The 20,441-nt window shown below is 66.4% G+C and carries 22 protein-coding genes, 1 pseudogene and 1 riboswitch; of the genes and pseudogenes, 6 read left to right on the top strand and 17 right to left on the bottom strand.

Going from position 1 to position 20,441, the window contains the following annotated elements; translation table 11 throughout:
• The 6 genes and pseudogenes from B5520_RS20865 to B5520_RS20840 form a co-directional block, all read left to right on the top strand.
• A pseudogene (locus tag B5520_RS20865) lies at positions 1-1,572 on the top strand (pyruvate dehydrogenase (acetyl-transferring), homodimeric type); the annotation flags it as partial.
• 155 nt (positions 1,573-1,727) lie between these two features.
• Positions 1,728-2,972 carry a PucR family transcriptional regulator gene (locus tag B5520_RS20860; RefSeq protein ID WP_079598974.1) on the top strand — a complete coding sequence of 415 codons (1,245 nt, stop codon included), beginning with the start codon at positions 1,728-1,730 and terminating at the stop codon, positions 2,970-2,972.
• Between the two features lie 88 nt (positions 2,973-3,060).
• Positions 3,061-3,990 (top strand): ACP S-malonyltransferase, encoded by a 930-nt coding sequence (locus tag B5520_RS20855; protein ID WP_176156940.1) that lies wholly within the window; start codon positions 3,061-3,063, stop codon positions 3,988-3,990.
• Positions 3,987-5,048, top strand: coding sequence for a beta-ketoacyl-ACP synthase III (locus B5520_RS20850; RefSeq protein ID WP_079598972.1), 1,062 nt, complete (start codon positions 3,987-3,989; stop codon positions 5,046-5,048). The genes B5520_RS20855 and B5520_RS20850 overlap by 4 nt, the downstream gene beginning before the upstream one ends.
• Positions 5,049-5,126: 78 nt before the next feature.
• A complete protein-coding gene (locus B5520_RS20845) occupies positions 5,127-5,372 on the top strand; it encodes an acyl carrier protein (RefSeq protein WP_009359314.1) in 246 nt (81 codons plus the stop codon).
• A 189-nt stretch (positions 5,373-5,561) separates the two neighbouring features.
• On the top strand, positions 5,562-6,797 hold the full coding sequence (locus tag B5520_RS20840; RefSeq protein ID WP_079598971.1) for a beta-ketoacyl-[acyl-carrier-protein] synthase family protein: 1,236 nt from the start codon (positions 5,562-5,564) through the stop codon (positions 6,795-6,797).
• Between the two features lie 102 nt (positions 6,798-6,899).
• On the opposite strand, the gene B5520_RS20835 is transcribed toward B5520_RS20840, so the two are convergent.
• From B5520_RS20835 to B5520_RS20750, 17 genes are all read right to left on the bottom strand, one after another.
• Positions 6,900-7,403, bottom strand: coding sequence for a DUF3145 domain-containing protein (locus tag B5520_RS20835; protein WP_009359312.1), 504 nt, complete (start codon positions 7,401-7,403; stop codon positions 6,900-6,902).
• 242 nt (positions 7,404-7,645) lie between these two features.
• Positions 7,646-8,572: a tyrosine recombinase XerC gene (locus B5520_RS20830; protein ID WP_079598970.1), complete on the bottom strand. Its 927-nt coding sequence runs from the start codon at positions 8,570-8,572 to the stop codon at positions 7,646-7,648.
• Between the two features lie 75 nt (positions 8,573-8,647).
• The gene (gene dprA, locus B5520_RS20825) at positions 8,648-9,847 is read right to left on the bottom strand and encodes a DNA-processing protein DprA (protein ID WP_079598969.1); all 1,200 of its coding nucleotides are present in this window, start codon (positions 9,845-9,847) and stop codon (positions 8,648-8,650) included.
• Positions 9,844-11,388: a YifB family Mg chelatase-like AAA ATPase gene (locus B5520_RS20820; protein ID WP_079598968.1), complete on the bottom strand. Its 1,545-nt coding sequence runs from the start codon at positions 11,386-11,388 to the stop codon at positions 9,844-9,846. The genes dprA and B5520_RS20820 overlap by 4 nt, the downstream gene beginning before the upstream one ends.
• On the bottom strand, positions 11,389-11,745 hold the full coding sequence (locus tag B5520_RS20815) for a YraN family protein (RefSeq protein WP_079598967.1): 357 nt from the start codon (positions 11,743-11,745) through the stop codon (positions 11,389-11,391).
• Between the two features lie 108 nt (positions 11,746-11,853).
• Positions 11,854-12,180, bottom strand: coding sequence for a DUF2469 domain-containing protein (locus B5520_RS20810; protein ID WP_009359307.1), 327 nt, complete (start codon positions 12,178-12,180; stop codon positions 11,854-11,856).
• A gap of 52 nt (positions 12,181-12,232) precedes the next feature.
• A complete protein-coding gene (locus tag B5520_RS20805; RefSeq protein WP_079598966.1) occupies positions 12,233-13,078 on the bottom strand; it encodes a ribonuclease HII in 846 nt (281 codons plus the stop codon).
• 1 nt (position 13,079) lies between these two features.
• Entirely contained in the window at positions 13,080-13,922 is an 843-nt protein-coding gene (gene lepB, locus B5520_RS20800) for a signal peptidase I (RefSeq protein ID WP_079598965.1), read from the bottom strand.
• Positions 13,923-14,600 (bottom strand): signal peptidase I, encoded by a 678-nt coding sequence (gene lepB, locus B5520_RS20795; RefSeq protein WP_079598964.1) that lies wholly within the window; start codon positions 14,598-14,600, stop codon positions 13,923-13,925.
• An 86-nt stretch (positions 14,601-14,686) separates the two neighbouring features.
• A complete protein-coding gene (rplS, locus tag B5520_RS20790) occupies positions 14,687-15,046 on the bottom strand; it encodes a 50S ribosomal protein L19 (RefSeq protein ID WP_079598963.1) in 360 nt (119 codons plus the stop codon).
• 269 nt (positions 15,047-15,315) lie between these two features.
• Positions 15,316-16,125, bottom strand: a complete 810-nt coding sequence (gene trmD / locus B5520_RS20785) for a tRNA (guanosine(37)-N1)-methyltransferase TrmD (protein ID WP_079598962.1) — start codon at positions 16,123-16,125, stop codon at positions 15,316-15,318.
• A complete protein-coding gene (gene rimM, locus B5520_RS20780; protein ID WP_104443653.1) occupies positions 16,126-16,674 on the bottom strand; it encodes a ribosome maturation factor RimM in 549 nt (182 codons plus the stop codon).
• A gap of 106 nt (positions 16,675-16,780) precedes the next feature.
• Positions 16,781-17,023 carry an RNA-binding protein gene (locus tag B5520_RS20775; protein ID WP_009359302.1) on the bottom strand — a complete coding sequence of 81 codons (243 nt, stop codon included), beginning with the start codon at positions 17,021-17,023 and terminating at the stop codon, positions 16,781-16,783.
• Position 17,024: 1 nt separating this feature from the next.
• On the bottom strand, positions 17,025-17,435 hold the full coding sequence (rpsP, locus tag B5520_RS20770; RefSeq protein WP_079598982.1) for a 30S ribosomal protein S16: 411 nt from the start codon (positions 17,433-17,435) through the stop codon (positions 17,025-17,027).
• Positions 17,436-17,639: 204 nt separating this feature from the next.
• Positions 17,640-18,080 carry a hypothetical protein gene (locus tag B5520_RS20760; protein WP_079598960.1) on the bottom strand — a complete coding sequence of 147 codons (441 nt, stop codon included), beginning with the start codon at positions 18,078-18,080 and terminating at the stop codon, positions 17,640-17,642.
• Between the two features lie 94 nt (positions 18,081-18,174).
• Positions 18,175-19,050: a VOC family protein gene (locus B5520_RS20755; protein ID WP_079598959.1), complete on the bottom strand. Its 876-nt coding sequence runs from the start codon at positions 19,048-19,050 to the stop codon at positions 18,175-18,177.
• A gap of 103 nt (positions 19,051-19,153) precedes the next feature.
• Positions 19,154-20,236 (bottom strand): amidohydrolase family protein, encoded by a 1,083-nt coding sequence (locus tag B5520_RS20750; RefSeq protein WP_079598958.1) that lies wholly within the window; start codon positions 20,234-20,236, stop codon positions 19,154-19,156.
• 76 nt (positions 20,237-20,312) lie between these two features.
• Positions 20,313-20,420, top strand: a riboswitch (TPP riboswitch).
• Positions 20,421-20,441 lie beyond the last annotated feature (21 nt).

The following is a 20,441-nucleotide window of genomic DNA, read 5'->3' as shown; positions in this document are numbered from 1 at the left end:
ACCGAATTCAAGGGCAAACCCACCGTCATCCTCGCCAAAACCGTCAAGGGCTACGGACTCGGACCCCACTTCGAAGGCCGCAACGCCACCCACCAGATGAAGAAGCTGACCCTGGACGACCTGAAGAAGTTCAGGGACCACCTGCGGATTCCGGTCACGGATGAGCAGCTGGAGAAGGATCCGTACCAGCCGCCGTACTACCACCCGGGCACCGATGCGCCGGAGATCCAGTACATGATGGAGCGCCGCGCAGCCCTGGGCGGTTCCGTGCCGGAGCGCCGCTCCAAGCACGCCGAAATCACCCTGCCAGAGGCCAAGTCCTACGAGGTGGCAAAGCGCGGCTCGGGCAAGCAGCAAGCCGCCACCACCATGGCGTTCGTCAGGCTCCTGAAGGACCTGATGCGGGATAAGAACTTCGGCAAGCACATCGCCCCGATCATCCCGGACGAGGCCCGTACGTTCGGCATGGACGCGTTCTTCCCCACCGCGAAGATCTACAACCCCAAGGGCCAGAACTACCTGTCCGTGGACCGGGACCTGGTCCTGGCCTACAAGGAATCCGCCCAGGGCCAGCTGATCCACCCCGGCATCAACGAAGCCGGCGCCGTGGCAGCCTTCACCGCCGCCGGTACCGCCTACGCCACCCACGGCGTACCCCTGGTCCCGGTCTACGTGTTCTACTCCATGTTCGGCTTCCAGCGCACCGGCGACGCCTTCTGGGCAGCAGCAGACCAGATGACCCGCGGCTTCATCATCGGCGCCACCGCCGGCCGGACCACCCTCACCGGCGAAGGCCTCCAACACGCCGACGGCCACTCCCCCCTGCTGGCCTCAACCAACCCGGCAGTGGTCACCTACGACCCCGCCTACGGTTACGAAATGGGCCACATCATACGCGACGGCCTGGAACGGATGTACGGGCCGGACTCGGAAGACCGGAACCTCATGTACTACCTCACGGTCTACAACGAGCCGATCACCCAGCCCGCCGAACCGGAGGAACTGGACGTCGAGGGCGTCATCAAGGGCATTTACCTGCTCGCTCCCGCGAAGATCGACGGTCCCCGCACCCAGATCCTGGCCTCGGGCGTGTCGGTGCCGTGGGCGCTGGAAGCCCAGCGGATCCTGGCCGAAGACTGGTCCGTCTCCGCGGACGTCTGGTCCGTCACCTCCTGGAACGAACTGCGCCGCGACGGCCTCGCCGCCGAAGAGGAAGCGTTCCTGAACCCCGGCGAACCCGCACGCGTACCCTTCGTGACACAGCAGCTCGAAGGTGCCACCGGACCTGTCGTGGCCGTGTCCGACTACATGAAGGCTGTCCCGGACCAGATCCGCCAGTTCGTGCCGAACGAGTACGCCACCCTGGGCGCGGACGGCTTCGGCTTCTCCGACACCCGCGCAGCAGCCCGACGGTTCTTCAAGAACGACACCCACTCGATCGTGGTGCGTTCCCTGGAGATGCTGGCACGCCGGGGCGAGGTGGACGCGCAGGCTCCCATCAAGGCCATCGAGAAGTACCGGCTGCACAACGTGAATGCCGGCTCAACCGGCAACGCCGGAGGAGAGGCTTAACCCCTCCCCCGCAGCATCAACGACGGCGGCTCCCTCCGGAAGGCGGGGGCCGCCGTCGTTCGTCTGGAGGGGCGACTGCTGTGTGACGCACAACAAGGCGGATTGTAGCCTTTGCACAAATGGAGCTTGCGGGACGCTGCCCGTATGCTCGAAGGATGCCAGCACCAGCCACCCCGTCCGCCAAGCGCAAACCGTCCCAGCCCAAGGTCACCCCGGAGAAGTCCGAGACCCTGAAAAAGTTGCGCGCAAATGTGGGACAGCTGTCCACCACCACAATGCGTGAGCTGGAAAAATCGCTTCCCTGGTACAGCCGGCTGAGTTCCGACGAACGGTCCGCGCTTGGCATGGTGGCGCAGAACGGCATCGCCGCGTTCGTCACCTGGTACGAGCGGCCGAGTTCCCCGTCATGGATCCTCACGGACGTCTTCGGTACCGCCCCGACGGAGCTGACCCGCTCGATCAGCCTGCAAAAGGCCCTGCAGCTGATCCGGATCGTGGTGGAGGTGGTGGAGGACCAGGTTCCGGTCATCGCGCCGGAGGCGGACCAGCCCTCGCTCCGGGAGGCTGTCCTGCGGTATTCCCGGGAAGTGGCTTTTGCTGCGGCGGACGTCTATGCGCGCGCCGCGGAATCCCGCGGTTCCTGGGATACCCGCCTCGAAGCATTGATCGTGGACGCCATCCTGCGCGGCGAAAATACCGACGCCCTGCGCTCCAGGATAGCGGCGCTTGGCTGGAAAGCGCAGGAACGCTTCACGGTCATGGTGGGTAATTCACCCTCCGAACCCAGCGCCAGCTACGTGAGCGAGCTGCGGCGGACGGCCGGGCGCTACGCGGAAGACGCGCTCGTGGGCATCCAGGGCGACCGGCTGATCCTCATTCTCGGAGGGGTCCAGGACCGCGAAACCGCCTACGTGAAACTCAGCGAGATGTTTGCGCCCGGGCCCGTTGTGTATGGCCCCGAGGCCGGTTCCCTGCTGGAGGCCAGCGGCTCAGCACAGTCCGCCTTTGCCGGTCTCACCGCGGCCAAGGCCTGGCCCTCCGCGCCGCGGCCGGTGGCGGCCGACGACCTGCTCCCCGAGCGCGTCATCTCCGGCGACGACGCCGCCCGCCGCTCGCTGGTCAAAAACATTTACCGGCCCCTGCTGGCGGCATCCAATGGACTGGTGGAAACGCTTGGCACCTATCTCGAACTGGGGCATTCCCTCGAGGCCACCGCCCGTGAACTCTTTGTCCATGCCAACACCGTGCGCTACCGGCTCAAGCGGGTCTGCGACGTCACGGGCTGGGATCCGCTCCTTCCCCGCGAGGCGTTTGTCCTGCAGGCAGCGCTCGTGGTGGGCCGCCTTTCGGCCCCTCCAAAAGCAGCCACGGAACGTCAGCCGTCGCGGAATCAACCCTGAGGCGTTGTAGACTTCCTACAACCTGACCCCGTGAGCTTGGTGCGGACAAACACCGCTGGATCACACAGTAATTTGGAAAGCTGGATACGTGCTTGCAATAGTCTGCCCTGGACAGGGCTCACAAACCCCGGGTTTTCTGGCCCCTTGGCTGGAACTTCCCTCGGTGGCAGGCCAGCTGGCCTCCCTGAGCGACATCGCGGGTATTGACCTGATCGCCCACGGAACCACCTCGGATGAGGAAACCATCAAGGACACTGCCGTAGCGCAGCCCCTGATTGTCGCCGCCGGGCTGGTGGCCGCGGCATCCCTCTTCGACGTCGAACTCAACTCCCTGCCGGTGATCCTGGCAGGCCACTCGGTCGGTGAAATCACCGCTTCCGCCCTGGCCGGTGTCCTGACCGAGCAGGAAGCCATGACCTTCGTCCGCGAACGTGCCAACAGCATGGCGGCCGCTGCCTCCGTCACCCCCACCGGCATGAGCGCCGTGGTGGGCGGGGATCCGGCGGAGGTCCTGGCAGCCATCGAGGCGTCCGGCGCCACACCTGCCAATGTCAACGGCGCGGGCCAGACAGTGGCCGCAGGAACCTTTGACCAGCTGAAGGCACTCGCCGACAACCCGCCGGCCAAAGCACGGGTCATCCCGCTGAAGGTTGCCGGCGCCTTCCACACGGGCCACATGTCCCCCGCAGTCAGCGCGCTGAAGGCGCTTGAGCCGCAGCTGAAGCCGCAGGCGCCCACTGTTCCCCTGCTGTCGAACTACGACGGCGGCGAAGTCACCGACGGCCCTGCCGCCGTCGACAGCCTCATCGCCCAGGTATCCCGCCCCGTGCGCTGGGACCTCTGCATGGAAGCCATGGTCCGGCGCGGCGTCACTGGCGTCATTGAACTGGCTCCCGCCGGTACCCTCGCCGGCCTGGCCAAGCGCGGCATGCCAGGGGTCAAGACGGTGGCGGTCAAGACCCCCGACGATCTTTCCGCCGCCCTGGCACTCTTCGCAGAACTGGAGGGCAACGCATGAGCGTTCCCACGCTGAAGCAGGCTCCCCTCCAGGAGCACACCCGGATCCTTGGGCTGGGCGCTTACCGGCCGGACGTCATCGTCACCAACGAGGATGTGTGCCAGTGGATCGACTCCTCGGACGAGTGGATCCGGCAGCGCACAGGAATCGTGACGCGCCACCGCGCCAAGGCGGATGTGAGCGTCATTGACATGGCCGAGGGCGCTGCCCGTGAGGCGATGGAGAAGGCCGGAATCCAGGCCTCTGACCTCGGCGCCGTGATCGTTTCGACGGTGACCCACCCCTACGCCACCCCTTCGGCCGCTGCAAGCCTGGCTGACCGGCTGGGTGCCACCCCGGCCCCTGCCTTCGACATTTCCGCAGCATGTGCCGGCTACTGCTACGGCATCGCCCAGGGGGACGCCCTGGTCCGGTCCGGAACGGCCAAGTATGTGCTGGTGGTCGGAGCGGAGAAGCTCTCCGACGTCATCGACAACCGGGAACGAACCATCTCCTTCCTGCTTGGCGACGGTGCCGGCGCCGTCGTCATCGGCCCGTCCGACACTCCGGGCATCTCGCCCTCGGTTTGGGGATCCGACGGCAGCAAGTGGGACGCGATCGGTATGACGCGCTCCATGCTGGACGTACGCGACCTCGGCATGGCTGCCCGCCAGTCGGACTCCACCGGCGACCTCGCGCTGCTGGAAGAAGCCCAGGAGCTCTACCCCACGCTTCGCCAGGACGGTCAGACGGTGTTCCGCTGGGCTGTCTGGGAAATGGCGAAGGTGGCCCAGCAGGCACTCGAGGCTGCCGGCGTCGAGGCCGAAGACCTGGTGGCGTTCATTCCCCACCAGGCCAACATGCGCATCATCGACGAGATGGTGAAGAAGCTGAAGCTGCCGGAGACGGTTACAGTGGCACGGGACATTGCCGACGCCGGCAACACGTCTGCCGCGTCCATCCCGCTGGCAACGCACCGCCTGCTGCAGGAAAACCCGGAGCTGAGCGGCGGTCTCGCCCTGCAGATCGGCTTCGGCGCCGGGCTGGTGTTCGGCGCCCAGGTAGTTGTCCTTCCCTAGCAACGCCCCACGGGCCGCATCCGCGGCCCGGCCCATTTCCGGCAGCCCCTGCCGGCAACACAAGAAAAGGAGCCACTAATGGCTAGCAACGAAGAGATCCTGGCCGGCTTGGCTGAAATCGTCAACGAAGAAACCGGCCTGGCCCCGGAGGCTGTAGAGCTGGACAAGTCCTTCACCGAGGACCTGGACATCGACTCCATCTCGATGATGACCATCGTGGTCAACGCGGAAGAGAAGTTCGGCGTGCGCATCCCGGACGAAGAGGTCAAGAACCTCAAGACCGTTGGCGACGCTGTCAGCTTCATCGCCGGAGCACAGGCCTAGTCAAGGCTACCGCCGTTTCGACGGCATGGCGGGGCTGCCGGTCCGGATGGCCGGACCGGCAGCCCGCCGCTTTTTTCAGCAGCGTGCCCCAGCCGGCACTCCTGCTTCCTATCCGGCCGAGCGCCGTTCAACAACACGCGGGACCCTCCGGACGACGGAGACGGATTCCCACCGACAGAGAGTGATCCCATGACACGCAAAGTAGTCATTACCGGTCTGGGTGCCACCACGCCCATCGGCGGCGATGTACCCACAATGTGGAACAACGCGCTCAAGGGGGTCTCCGGTGCCCGCACCCTGGAAGACGACTGGGTCGCCAAGTACGAGCTTCCCGTCCACTTCGCCGCCCGGTGCAGCACCCCGGCACTTGACGTGCTCAGCCGTGTCGAGGCCAAGCGGATGGACCCCTCCACCCAGTTCGGCGTCATCGCTGCCCGCGAGGCCTGGGCCGACTCCGGCATCACCGAATTCGACAAGGACCGCCTGGCTGTTGCCTTCGCGACCGGCATCGGCGGGGTCTGGACCCTGCTGGACGCCTGGGACACGCTGAAGGAAAAGGGCCCCCGCCGGGTCCTCCCCATGACCGTTCCCATGCTGATGCCCAACGGTGTTGCGGCGGCTGTCAGCCTGGACCTGGGAGCCCGTGCAGGCGCCCACACGCCCGTATCTGCCTGCGCCTCCGGCACTGAGGCACTGCACCTGGGCCTGGACCTGATCCGCTCGGGCAAAGCGGACGTGGTGATGTGCGGCGGCGCGGAAGCCGCCATCCACCCCATGCCCCTCGCGGCCTTCGCCTCCATGCAGGCCCTCTCGCGCAGGAACGATGAACCGGAGCGCGCATCCCGGCCTTACGACCTTGGCCGCGACGGCTTCGTGATGGGCGAAGGCGCAGGCGCACTGGTGCTTGAGGCCGAAGAGCACGCCCTGGCACGCGGAGCCCGGATCTACGGTGAACTCGCCGGAACGTCCGTTACCGCCGACGCGTACCACATCACCGCACCGGACCCCGAAGGCCTCGGTGCAACCCGCGCACTCAAGGCAGCCATGTTCGACGGGCGGATCCAGGCTGAAGACGTGGTCCATGTGAACGCGCATGCCACGTCCACCCCCGTTGGCGATAAGCCGGAATACACGGCCCTCCGCGCCGCCCTCGGTTCGCACATCGACAACGTGGCGGTTTCGGCCACCAAGTCGCAGATGGGCCACCTCCTGGGCGCGTCCGGTGCCGTCGAAGCCGTCCTCACCGTGCTCGCCGTCTACGAACGCAAAGCGCCCGTCACGATCAACCTCGAAAACCAGGATCCGGAAATTCCGCTGGACGTTGTCACGTCTGCCCGCGACCTGCCGGCAGGCAACATTGTGGCACTGAGCAACTCCTTCGGTTTCGGCGGCCACAACGCCGTCGTCGCTGTCCGGAGCGTCTGACACCGGCCCCGAGCCTGATCCCGGACCACAAGAGGAGGCCCCGCCGGCTGGCGGGGCCTCCTCTTTGCTATGGAGTCCTTACTGAAAAACGTACGACGGCGGTCAGCCCACCTGGTGGAGCCAGCGCACGGGGGCGCCTTCGGCGGCGTGCCGGAAGGGCTCAAGTTCCTCGTCCCAGGCCTCGCCCAGTGCGAGCGACAGCTCGTGGTAGACCGCTGCGGGATCGCCTGCTCCGGACTCGTACGCGTAGCGGATCCGGTCCTCGGACACCATGATGTTGCCGTGCACGTCGGTGACCGCATGGAAAATACCGAGTTCGGGGGTATGGGACCAGCGGCCGCCGTCCACACCCTGGCTCGGTTCTTCCGTGACCTCGAAGCGCAGGTGCGCCCAGCCGCGGAGCGAGGACGCCAGTTTGGCTCCCGTCCCGGGTGTCCCGGTCCAGGACAGCTCGGCACGGAACATTCCGGGCGCGGCAGGTTGAGGGGTCCACTCAAGGTCCGTCCGTTTGTCCACGACGGAGCCAATGGCCCACTCAACATGAGGGCACAGGGCCGTAGGGGCCGAGTGAACAAACAGCACACCACGGGTCATTGCAACAGACATTCCATCCTCCATAGCTCTAGGTACGTCTTCCCCAACGACCTCTGCCTGGATGGAACTGCTGTGCCTTTTCCTGCGGGAGTTGCCTGCCCGGTTATTCAGATGTATCGGATTAAGCTGTGTCCGGACTTGCCGCGCCGCGTAAAGCCTCATGAGCTTCAAGCGTCACTTGAAAGTTGCCGGACGTGACTCTTATTGTGCCGTACCCCGCCGAATTACGCCAGTGCGATTACCCACACTGTCACTCATGCGCGGGGGTGTGCCTGCTGGTAGCTTTTGCGCAGCCGGTCCACCGAAACATGGGTGTAGATCTGGGTGGTGGCGAGGCTGCTGTGTCCCAGGATTTCCTGGACCGCTCGAAGGTCCGCACCACCGTCAAGGAGATGCGTGGCTGCGGAGTGGCGGAGGGCGTGTGGTCCGGATGCCGAGGTGTCCCCCAGTGACCCGAAGAGGCTGTTCACCAAAGCCCGGACCTGCCGCTGGTCCACCCGTCCCCCGCGGGCACCAAGGAAGAGTGCCGGACCGCTGGTGTCCCTGGCCAGCAGCGGCCGGCCCCGCCGCAGCCAGTCATCCACCGCGACAGCAGCCGGAACACCGAACGGCACCGTCCGTTCCTTGTTGCCCTTGCCGATGACCCGCAGTGTCCGGCGGTCCGGGTCCAGGTCATCGATGTCGAGGCCTGCCAGTTCACCCACGCGTACGCCTGTGGCATAGAGGAGTTCCACGATGGCGCGGTCGCGGACTGCCATGGGTTCACCGTCGGCTGCCGCTTCCTCCATCTTTGCCAGCAGACGGGTGAGCTGGGAAGTCTGCAGGACGCCGGGCAGGGATTGTTCACGTTTGGGCGCCTTCAGCCTGAGGGCGGGATCGGCTGCGATCCGCTCCTCGCGCAGCGCCCACGCCGTGAACGACCTTATGGTGGCGGACCGGCGGGCAAGGGTTGCCCGTGCGGCACCTGCCTGGCTTTGCACCCCCAGCCAGCGGCGGAGCGTCCCCAACTCGAGGTCCTTGAGTCCGGCGGCACCTTCGGTTGCTGCGTAGGCCAGGAGGCTCCGCAGGTCACCCAGGTACGCCCGCCGGGTGTGGGCCGACAGGGCCCGCTCCCCTGACAGATAACCGGCGAACGCATCCAGTGCTTCCTCGAGCTCTGCGGGCAATTCCTCATGATCCACTCTCCTACTGTCTCAGTTGTGGCCGGCGAACCGCCGGCTGACACGGCCAGGCCGCTGCACAGCATTTGTGCCGAATCACGCTGATGCCTTGCCGCGTTTCCAGCCGCCCCGTTCCGAAACTGCCAGTCCGAGCAATCCCAGGCGGCCGAGCCCGGCGCGCACCGATTCGACACCCAGGCCGGCGACTGCGGACAGTTTCTCGACAGAGGTGGTGGAGCGCAGCGGCAGCGCATCCAGGAGGATCAGGTCCTCCAGGGTGAGCCCATCCTGGACCTGGGCGCGCCCCGGCCGTTGTTCCGGCAGCGCTGCACCGCTTGGTGATGCCAGCTCCGCCACTTCTGCAGCATCAGTGACACACACCGCTCCCCCGTCCCGCAACAGCCGGTGGCAGCCTGCCGAGTTGGCACTGTGTACCGATCCCGGAACGGCCCCGACGGCACGGCCCAGCGTTTCGGCATGGTGGGCAGTGTTAAGTGCCCCGGAGCGCCATCGGGCCTCCACCACAACGGTTACGGCAGACAGGGCGGCAATAAGCCGGTTCCGCTGCAGGAACCGGTACCGGGTAGGCGCAGAACCGGGAGGTACCTCGGCAAGCACCGCTCCCTGGTTGCAGACAGCCCGCAGGAGATCCTCGTTCCCGGACGGATAGAACCGGTCCACACCGCCCGCCATCACGGCGATGGTGGGTACGGCGCCGGAGCCCCCGGCCAGCGCAGCCCGGTGGGCATGGGCATCGATGCCGTATGCGCCACCCGAGACCACGGTGAATCCGCGCTGCGCGAGCGAGTAGGCGAGGTCGCCCGTGACGGCCGCTCCATAGCTGGTGCTGTCCCGCGACCCCACCAGGGCGATACAGGTGTCAGCGGCCGGGAGCGGCTGCTCCTGGCCGCGCCACCACAGGCAGATCGGTTCCTGGATTCCGAGGTCGGCCAACTGGCCGGGCCACAAATCGTCGGACGGGATGATGAGACGTCCGCCCAGGCGGGCCATGGTAGCGAGGTCGCGTTCCGGCGCCAGGTCAGGGATCCGTGGCTGCCAACGCTTAAGCGCAGCGGCCATTCCGGCCCAGCTTGTGGCGGAGCCGTTGTCAGCAAGGAGTCCGGTGATTTCGCGCTCCAGTTCGGGCCCCGCCTTCAGCTGGCCGGTGGCGATTCCGAGGGCGTCCACCGCGCCCGCCAGCTGGACGAGGGCGAGGCCCGCAGCATCCTGGGGCTCCATGAGCCGTGACAGCGCGGCGCGCGCCAGCCGTTCCGCATCGATGGCTGGTTCCTTCATGCCGCGGCCGCCGCTGCCTGCCGCAGGCCCAGGGCCTGCCCGATGTGGTCTGTATCGGGGACGTCCCGATGGGCAAGGTCGGCAAGGGTCCACGCCAGGCGCAGAACCCGGTCGTAGCCGCGGGCTGTCAGGACGCCGCGTTCCAGGGAATGGTCGAGGATGCGGGTGGCAGTTGGGGGAAGCCGCAACTCCCCGCGCAGGATGCGGCCAGGCACCTGCGAATTGGTCTCCAACCCGAACGGGCCTAACCGCTCGGCCTGCCGGGAACGCGCAGCCCGCACCCGCCGGGCAACTGACGCCGTATCCTCCTCTTCCCCGGCCTGTCCGAACTCGGCCAGGGACACCCGCTCGACCTGGAGCTGGATATCCACGCGGTCCAGCAAAGGCCCTGACATCCTGGCGAGGTAGCGGCGCCGCATCATGGGGGTGCAGGTGCAATCGAGCCCTTTGCCGGAGGCCTTGCCGCACGGGCAGGGATTGGCGGCGAGCACCAGTTGGAAACGCGCGGGGTAGGCAGCGGTTCCTGCGGACCGGTGGATGACCAGCTCACCGCTCTCCAGGGGCTGCCGCAGGGCATCGAGGACCCGGCGTTCGTACTCGGGGGCCTCGTCCAGGAACAACACCCCGCGGTGTGCCCGCGATGCCGCTCCCGGCCGGGGCAGCCCGGAGCCGCCGCCGATGATGGCAGCGGCGGTTGCGGAGTGGTGCGGGTTTTCAAAGGGCGGCCGGCGCAGGAGCTGGACCGCGGAGGACGGCAGGCCGCACAACGAGTGGATGGCGGTGACCTCCATGGATTCATGGTCGCCAAGGTCAGGCAGCAGGCCTGGCAGGCGTTCCGCGAGCATTGTTTTGCCGGCGCCCGGCGGACCTGTGAGCAGCAGGTGATGGGCTCCGGCGGCCGCGACCTCAAGGGCACGGCGGGCGTCGCCCTGGCCTGACACATCCGCCATGTCCGGGCAGCTGGAGGCCCCGCCGGGCGCGTCGCCGTAGTCCTCGGCGTCGTCCGGTTCGAAATCCAGGGCAAGTTCCTGCGGGTCTGCCCCGAAGTCCAGCGCCAGCCTGGCGAGGGTCCGGTATCCGCGGACGTTGGCGCCGGGGACCAGCGACGCCTCGGCGTGGTTGGCCTGCGCCACCACGATCTCCGGATATCCGGCCTGCACCGAGGCCATCACGGCAGGAAGGATTCCCCGGACGGGCCGGAGCCGGCCGTCAAGCCCGAGTTCCGCGATGAAGACCGTGCGGCCGGTCGGCTTGATGTCGTTGGCGGCCCGGAGCACAGCCATGGTGACAGCGAGGTCAAAACCCGAGCCGCGCTTGGGAAGCGATGCCGGGATCAGGTTGGCGGTGATCTTCCGCCGGCTGAGCGGGATGCCGGAGTTCTTCGCCGCGGACCGGATGCGCTCCTTGGCTTCATTCAAGGCGGCATCCGGCAGGCCGAGGATCACAAAAGCCGGGAGGGTCTGGCCGATATCGGCCTCAACCTCCACTATGTACCCGTTCAAACCCACCAGCGCTATGGAGTACGTGCGGCCCAGCGCCATTCACCCCACCCCCTTGAGGTGCTCCACCAAGGGTTCGCCGCCGCCGTCGTCCACGACCGCTATCACGTCCACGCGCCGCAGGGGCATCCGCAGTTCCCGGTCCCGGCACCACGCCGAACCGAGCCGGTGCAGCCGGGCGAGCTTTTCGGGTCCGACGGCCTCGAAGGGATGGCCGTAATCCAGCGAGCGGCGGGTTTTGACTTCGGCAATGACCAGCGCGTCGCCGTCGAGGGCCACGATGTCTATTTCGCCCTCGGTGCAGCGCCAGTTGCGCTCCACCACCAGCATGCCCAGGGATTCAAGGTATTCGACGGCGAGGTCCTCGCCGTGCCGGCCCAACAGGTCTTTTGATTTCATCTTCTACCTCCGCAACCAGCCTGCTGCCGGAAGCAAGCGGAGGTAAGGGAACAACTGCCCTATGTGGACCGGGCAGGATGTGGAGGAGAAGTGGAGTGGCGGCCGGCGCTAGTTGCCCAGGTCCACGTCCTTGGGCATGGCCAGCTCCTCGTTGCGCGGAAGCTCTTCCACGTTAACGTCCTTGAATGTGAGGACCCGGACGCTCTTAACGAACCGCGCCGACCGGTACACATCCCACACCCAGGCGTCCTGCAGTGTCAGGTCGAAATAGACTTCACCGTCCGCGCTGCGGGCCTGAAGATCAACATGGTTGGCCAGGTAAAAGCGCCGTTCGGTCTCGACAACGTAGCTGAACAGTCCGACGACGTCGCGGTATTCACGGTAGAGCTGCAGCTCCATGTCGGTTTCATAGTTTTCAAGATCTTCAGCACTCATGGTTCCATCTTGCACCATCTCCACCGCCACAGGCGCCGGGGCATGGCAGGACTCAGTCTTCCGCCGAATCTTCCCCGCCTGGCAGCCCGCCGGGGTCCGGCTCCCCGTCCTGCAGCTCCCCGCCCAGCAGGCGCCAGCTCACCCGATGGTAGGGAGTAGGCCCAGCCGCGCGGAGCACGTCGCGGTGCAGCGCAGTGGCATACCCCTTGTTGATGTCCCAGCCGAAGTCGGGGTACTCAACGTGCAGTTCCCGCATGGTCCGGTCCCGCTCAACTTTGGCGATGACGCTGGCGGCGGCCACGCTCAGGCACTGCATGTCCGCCTTGACCTTGGTATGCACCGGGGCGTCACAGGCAACGTCGGGGACGGGCGGATCGAACAGGGACGGCTGCCCGGCCGGCGAGAGCCAGTTGTGGCTCCCGTCGAGCAGCACCATGTCCGGGGTAACTCCGCCGGCAAGGATGTCATGCCAGGCACGGGTACCGGCCAGACGCAGCGCGGCGATGATGCCAAGCGCGTCAATCTCCTGGGCGGAGGCATGCCCCACCGCGGAGGCCACGCTCCACCGCCGCACCAGGGGCTCCAGCCGCTCCCGCTCCGCAGGGGCCAGGAGCTTGCTGTCCCGCACCCCGGCCAGTGACTTCTGCCGTTCGAGGTCGACCACGGCGATGCCCACGCTCACCGGGCCTGCCAGTGCACCGCGTCCCACCTCGTCCACCCCGGCAAGGTACCGGACCCCCTGCGCCTTGAACGACCGCTCGTGGCGCAACGTCGGGGCCTTGGCGCGGACGGCGGATACCTTGGTGGATCCGGACCGGGTCCTTCCAGGAGCGGCCTGTGCCGGATTGGTCTGCGCCGCATCGGCCTTAGCCGGGGCCGCCTTGACTGCCGGGCACATGTCAGGGGGCCGCCGGCACGTTCCGGAACACGTCCGGGTGGTTGTCCAGAGAGGTGATGCGGCTCAAAGGCCACGCGATGACCGCTGCCTTGCCCTCGAGGTCGTCGACGTCGATGAAGCCGCCGTCGGCGTCCATGTGCGCGCGGGAATCGGCGGAGTGGTTCCGGTTGTCACCCATCACCCACACCTTCCCTTCCGGGACAACGACGTCGAAGTTGCGGACCTGCGGAACCTCGGCAGGGTTGACGTATGTTTCGTCAAGGGCGGTCCCGTTAACAGTGATTTTACCGCCGGTGTCGCAGCAGACCACGTGGTCCCCGGGCAGGCCGATGACCCTCTTGACGAGGTGCTGCTCCGAGTTGTCCGGCAGCAACCCAACGAACGTCAGACCGTCCTGCACCCAGGTAAACGGCCCCTCCGCCTTTGCGGGCGCTGCCGGCAGCCAGCCCTTGGTGTCGCGGAAGACCACAACGTCCCCGCGGCTGAGCGAGAAGGGTTCAGGCACCAGGAGGTTGACGAAGATCCGGTCGTCGACATCCAGTGTGTTCACCATGGATTCGGACGGGATGAAGAAGGCCCGGAAAAGAAAAGTCTTGATGAGGAAGGAGAGCACGACGGCGATCACCACAACGGTGGCCACTTCCTTCAGCCAGGCGAACACGGGGTTGCCGGTCGGCTTGTCCGCCGCTTTGGCAGCCGAACGGCTTTCCGCCGGCGCCGGGGCAGGAGACGCGGGGGCCGGTTCGTCCGCACCGGGGACAGTTGCCCCGGAGGCCGGGCCGGCCGGGGTATCCGAAGTGCCGTCGTGGCGCGGTTCCGGTGTCCGCGCGTGGTTCTCGGGCATCTACTGTCCGTTCTCTATGGTTGGTTCAGCCGCGGGCGGCCGTGGTACTGGAGCAAATCTATCAAGCGGCCAGACGATCTGGACGGGCCTGCCGATAACCCGGTCTATGGGCACCATCCCCCCGCCGGGAGCGCCCAGCAGGCTGCGGGAGTCTGCGGACAGGGAACGGTGGTCGCCCAGCAGCCACAGCCGGCCGTCCGGGACCACCGCACTGAACCTTTGGGTACTGGGCGCGTCGCCGTCGAAAATGTACGGCTCCTCCAGGATCTGGCCGTTGACGGTGATCTTTCCTCCCGCATCGCAGCAGACCACACTGTCACCGGGGAGTCCGATGACCCGCTTGACGTAGGTGGTGTCGCTGCCGGTGAGTCCGAGCCACTGGGTGATTCCCGATGCGGCGTCCGCGAGCGGGCCCCGGCCGCTGTTGAGCGGCGCAAACGTGCCCCGCCCGTCAAAGACAACAATGTCTCCCCGCCGTATCGGTTCTTCCTGGAAGCCTGTCCGCGATACGAGGATCCGGTCTCCGCCCTCCAGGACAGGCTCCATGGATTCGGACGGGATGAAGTAGACATCGATCCACAGCGACCGGACCAGGCCGCTGACCGCGACCGCCAGGAGGAGCGCCAGGAACGCAAAACGCCAGCCCATTTTTGGGGGCTGGCGTTTTGTCTGGTCCATGTCCGTATCCTGCTGCGCTGGTGCTGATGGGCTCCGGCGCTGGCCGGTTACGGCTGCGGCCCAGCCTTCGTAGGTCCGGGAGGGACTTACTTGGCAGTGCTGAAGTCGCGCTTTTCCTTGATCTTTGCAGCCTTACCGCGCAGTGCACGCATGTAGTAAAGCTTGGCGCGGCGAACGTCGCCCTTGGTGACAACTTCGATCTTGTCGATGATCGGGGAGTGTACCGGGAAGGTACGCTCAACGCCGACACCGAAGGAGACCTTGCGGACCGTGAAGGTCTCGCGGACGCCGTCACCCTGGCGGCCAAGGACGAAGCCTTGGAACACCTGGACGCGGGAGTTCTTGCCTTCGATGATGTTCACGTGAACCTTGAGGGTGTCACCCGCGCGGAACTCGGGAACATCGGTGCGCAGCGAAGCTGCATCTACGGAATCGAGAATATGCATGATTGCACTCCTGGTGAACGCCACAGGTCATTCACTTTGGGTCACGGCAGGCAAGCCCGGGCGCTTGTCAGCGGCCCGGAAATTGCTGCCGAAAGTTAAGTGGTCCGGCCGCCTCAATGGTTGACGAGGCCGGTTGCCTAAGCTGTTGGTTGCGCTCCCCCTGTGGCAGGTGCGGACCCAGCAGACACAAGGACTAATTTTGCCACAGTGGAACCGTTACAGCCAATCCTGCCGGGCCCCGGCAGGCAGGGTACGCCGGGCGGCGCAAATCAGGGGTGTTGCCCGGTCGCTTCGGGGCGGCGGGCCAGCTTCCCGTCCACGACGTCGTATCCCAGGTTCTGCAGTTCGGTGCGGTCCGCACGGGGGAGGCTTCCGGCGTCGAACCCTTCCAGCAGGTCCGGGCGGCGCGACGCCGTCCTGCGGAACTGCTCGTGGCGGCGCCACTGGGCGATCTTGCCGTGGTTGCCGCTCAGCAGCACGGCCGGCACTTCCCGCTCCCGCCAGACGGCGGGCTTGGTGTACACGGGATACTCCAGGAGGCCGTCGGAGTGGGACTCCTCCACCAATGATTCCGGATTGCCCACCACGCCGGGCAGCAGCCGGCCGATGGCCTCCACCATGGCCAGGACGGCCACTTCCCCGCCGTTGAGGACGTAGTCCCCCAGGCTGACCGGCCGCACATCGAAGTGCTCGCGTGACCACTCAATGACGCGCTCATCGATTCCCTCGTAGCGCCCGCAGGCGAAAGCAAGATGCTCTTCCTCCGCGAGTTCGTAGGCCAGCGCCTGGGTGAACCGCTCCCCTGCGGGCGAGGGGACGATCAGGACGGGCTTGCCCTCGGCCCGGGGCCGCTCTTCGGCGATGGAGGCGAGGGCCTGCGCCCAGGGTTCCGGCTTCATGACCATGCCCGCGCCGCCGCCGTAGGGGGTATCGTCCACGGAACGGTGCTTGTCGGTGGTGAAGCTGCGGAGGTCGTGGACGTGGAGGTCCAGGATTCCGTCCTGCCGGGCCTTGCCGATCAGCGAGAGTTCAAGGGGAGCCAGGTACTCGGGAAAGATGCTGACGACGTCGATGCGCATTTAGGCGTTGCCTTCTGGTTCCGAGGGGGCTGCTTCGGCCTCCGCGTTCAGCTCGAAAAGGCCGGCCGGCGGCGTAAGGAGGATGTACCCTTCCTCAATGTTGACCTCGGGAACAATCTGCTCGACAAACGGAACCAGGATTTCGCTGCCGTCCGGGGTGGTGACCATGAGCAGGTCCTGCGCGGTCCCGGTGTTGAGCGCGGCAACCTTGCCCACCACGTCTGAGCCCACCCGGGCCTCGAGTCCAACGAGTTCGTGCTCGTACCAGCCTTCGTCGTCGTCCTCATCCAGCTCCTCGGTTTCAATGAAGAGCTTGGCGCCGCGCAGTGTCTCTGCCTGGTTGCGGTCTGCCACCTCTTCGAAGCCGAGCAGGAGGATGTCCTTGTTCCAGCGCGCACTGCTCACCGTCAGGGGGCCCAGGGCCGCGGGGTCAACCACCATCTCGGTGCCGGGGACAAACCGGTCCCCAGGGGCATCGGTCAGGACCTGGACCGTGACTTCCCCGCGGATGCCGTGGGGCTTGCCAATGCGGGCCACCTGAAGCTGCATGTGTTCCTCTGTTCCAAATGTGTGGATTGCGGTTGTTCGGGAAAAGCACTCCGGCCCCTCCACCTGATGGTGGAGGGGCCGGAGCATAGCTGATGTTGCCGGACGCTCAGCGGCGGCGGTCGGTGTCGACGACGTCAACCCTTACCGGTTCGCCGCCGGCCAGGGCTGCCACAACGGTGCGCAGCGCGCGTGCCGTGCGGCCCTGGCGGCCGATCACCCGTCCGAGGTCATCCTGGTGAACGCGCACCTCGAGGGTGTCCCCGCGGCGGTTGCTCTTCGAGCTGACCTTGACATCGTCCGGGGAATCAACGATTCCCCGGACCAGGTGTTCCAGCGCGTCTGCCAGCAATTTACTCAGCCTCGGTGGTCTCTGCTTCGGCCTCGGCGGCGTCAGACTTGGCTGCCTTCTTGGTGATGGCTTCCGGGATGATCACGGAACCCTTTTCCGGGGCAACGAAGGCTTCCTTCTCAGCTTTGGTCTTCAGGGTGCCTTCCTGACCCGGCAGGCCCTTGAACTTCTGCCAGTCACCGGTGATCTTCAGGATGGCTGCAACCTGCTCGGACGGCTGGGCGCCGACGGACAGCCAGTACTGGGCACGCTCGGAGTTGACCTCGATGTATGAGGGCTCTTCGGTGGGGTGGTACTTGCCGATTTCTTCGATGGCACGGCCGTCACGCTTGGTGCGTGAGTCGGCGACAACGATGCGGTAGTACGGTGCGCGCATTTTGCCAAAGCGCTTAAGGCGAATCTTTACGGCCACTTTTGTGGTCACTCCTGTTTCAGAAAAGGGGGTGAACCCGGCTTTCTGCACCCGTGGGGCGGGCCGTACTTGCGGGTTCGAAGGACAGGATCCGGACGCGGAGAGAGGGGCCACGCAGATCGAGTACCTGTTTATTGTGCCAGATCAGCGACGGGATTTCGACTTGACACAGCGGCGGCCGGAAGATGGCCGGGGGCGGGCCGCTCAGGCGGACCAGACGTAGAGCCCCGTCCGCTCCGAATCGTCGACGCTGCCGGCCAGTTCAGCCAGCTGCTGCACGTAGGTCCGCGCCTGGTCTGCGCCGAAGGGCATGTCGTCCTGGGCTGCCCACTGCGCGGCAACATCATGAAGGATGTTGCCTTCGCCTTCGGTTTCATACGAGAGCAGGTCCGCCAGGGCGCGGACCATGGCCGGCGGGACGGCCAGCAGCGAATCGCTGGACACGTCCACCATGGTCAGCTCATAGTCGGCACCGCCGGCGTGCACGGCAGTACCGGCGAGGTCCCCCAGCTGTTCAACTTCGAAATCACTGATCCCCGGGATGCGGACGGCCTGGCCGGCGGGTGCACTGCCGCCTTCGTCCAAGACGCCGGCACGCTTGAGCGCGGCGTCATGGGTGGCGACAAAGATCTCGGTGAAGCCCATGGGAAGTACCCTTCTTCCGTTGACGGTGGTGCCGGCCGGGAGCAATGCCTGCCGCCCGGCCGTTCGGGTTCAGCCTAGTACGGGAACGCCCGGGTCAGCGTGCCGCTACCCGGATGCTGTTCCGCCAGGGGTCTTCAAACCGCAGTTCGGCTCCGGTGTGGTGGGCCCGCACGCCGGCGACCTTCAGGCGGTCCGCCAACGCGCCGACGTCGTCACCCGCGGGCACCTCGATGAGGACTTCACCCAGGCCCAGCGTGTCCTTGCGCGGCCCCGCGCCGCGGCTGTTCCAGACATTCATGGCCATGTGGTGGTGGTAACGGCCGGCGGAGACGAAGAGGGCCTGGCCATGCCATCCGGCCGTTTTTTCGAACCCCAGGACACCGACGTAAAAATCGCGCGCGGACTGCACGTCACCCACCTGGAGGTGGACGTGGCCCACTCCTGCGGTTGTCCTGTGCTGCCCTTCCAGGGAATCCTCCGTCAGGTGCTGCTCAAGGTACCGCTGCGGCGGCAGGGCCAGGCTGTCCATGACCACGTCGGTTCCGTTCCAGGACCAGTTGCTGCGGGGCCGGTCCCAGTAGAGCTCTATGCCGTTGCCTTCGGGGTCGTTGAAGTAGAAGGCCTCGCTGACCAGGTGGTCGGCGCTCCCGGTGAAGGACCGCGGCTCGTATTGGGCGGCGGTGGCGATGGTCGCCGCGAGGGAGGCCTGGTCCTCGAACAGCAGGGCGGTGTGGAACAGGCCCGCTTCTCCCCTGCCCGGGAGGTTCAGCCCGGGCGCGGGCGCAAGATGGACCAGCGGCTTTTGCAGCCGCCCCAGGTACAGCCCGCCGTCCTGCTCGGCGACCACCTCAAGGCCAAGGGCGCGCTGGTAGTAATCGGTCATGACCTTCATGTCGCCGACCTTGAGCATGACGGTGCCCATGGTGAGGTCGGCAGGAAGAAGATCCTGGCTGGTGGCTTCTGCAGTCATTGAACGCTCCCTGTGCTGGCGGCCGTCGGGATGGGGCGGCCTGTCACAGTTAAAATTACTTGAAGCTTCAATTTATTCCAAGTGCTTCGGCCCGGAAATATCCTTAGCGGATGATGCGGCCTCCCAGCACCACATGGGCGAGTTGGCTGATCGTCCGGGGTACCGTCAGCGGATCCTCGCTGCAGAGGACGACGTCGGCGCGCGCCCCTTCGTGGAGGCCGTCCGCACCGAGCCACTTGCGGGCTGACCAGCAGGCTGCGTCCAGTGCAGCGGCCATGGGCAGTCCGGCCTCATGCAGGGCCAAAATCTCGTCCGCGATTCTTCCGTGGTTGATGACGCTGCCGGCGTCCGTGCCGGCGAAGATCCTCACGCCGGCCCCGTAAGCTTCCGCCACCCGCTCCATCCGCCGCTCCCACAGCGCCAGCATGTGGTCCGCGTACCGCGGAAACTTGGGCCGGGCCTGGGCGGCGATGTCCGGGAACGTCGCGATGTTGATGAGTGTGGGGACGATCGGCACTCCCTGTTCGGCGAACCGGGGAAGATGCCGGGGCAGGAGTCCGGTGGCATGCTCGATGCAGTCGATGCCGGCGTCCAGCATCTGGTCCAGGGTGTCCTCAGCGAAGCAGTGGGCGGTGACCCGGGCGCCTTCGTCATGCGCCGCCTGTACCGCGTCCCGCACGACGGCGGAAGGAAAGGACGGCGCCAGGTCGCCAATGCCGCGGTCGATCCAGTCCCCCACGAGCTTGACCCAGCCGTCACCGTCGCGGGCCTGCTTGCGCACGGCTTCCACAAGGCCTTCCGGTTCCACCTCGTCGGCGAAACCGCGAAGATATCGGCGGGTCCGGGCAACGTGCCGTCCAGCGCGGATCAGCACCGGGAAGTCCCGGCCGCCCTGCATCCAGCGGGTGTCGGCCGGGGAGCCGGCATCCCTGACCAGCATGGTGCCGGCCGCCAGGTCTGCCCGGGCCTGGTCTTCGGCGGCAGCAGCGTCCACCGGGCCGCCGGGTCCGAGCCCGATGTGGCAGTGGGCATCCACGAAACCTGGCAGGACCCAGCCCTCCAGCACCTTGTCCGGCACCTGCGGCGGGCGTGTGAAGGTCAACAGCCCGTCAATGGACCACAGGCCCCGCCGCTCGCTGTCCGGCCCGGCAAGCACCGGGCCGCTGAATTCGATGATCTCCGGCATTGGACTCCTTTTCCCGCCAGTCAGGCTAGCACCGGCCATGTGACAAGCCCCTCCCGGAAGGCTGTGGTAGCTTTCTTCCTGACCACACGGGTGCCCCTGCAGGGGCTGAGATCGGGCTGACGCAGCCTGCGACCGTTGAACCTGTCCGGGTAATGCCGGCGAAGGAAGTGAGTATTCCTTGAATACACCCAATGAACAGCTGGCC

The organism is Arthrobacter sp. P2b, assembly GCF_900168295.1.
Classification (GTDB): domain Bacteria; phylum Actinomycetota; class Actinomycetes; order Actinomycetales; family Micrococcaceae; genus Arthrobacter.
The sequence above is the reverse complement of the archived record's forward strand: the minus strand, read 5'-3'. Positions and strand labels throughout refer to the sequence as shown.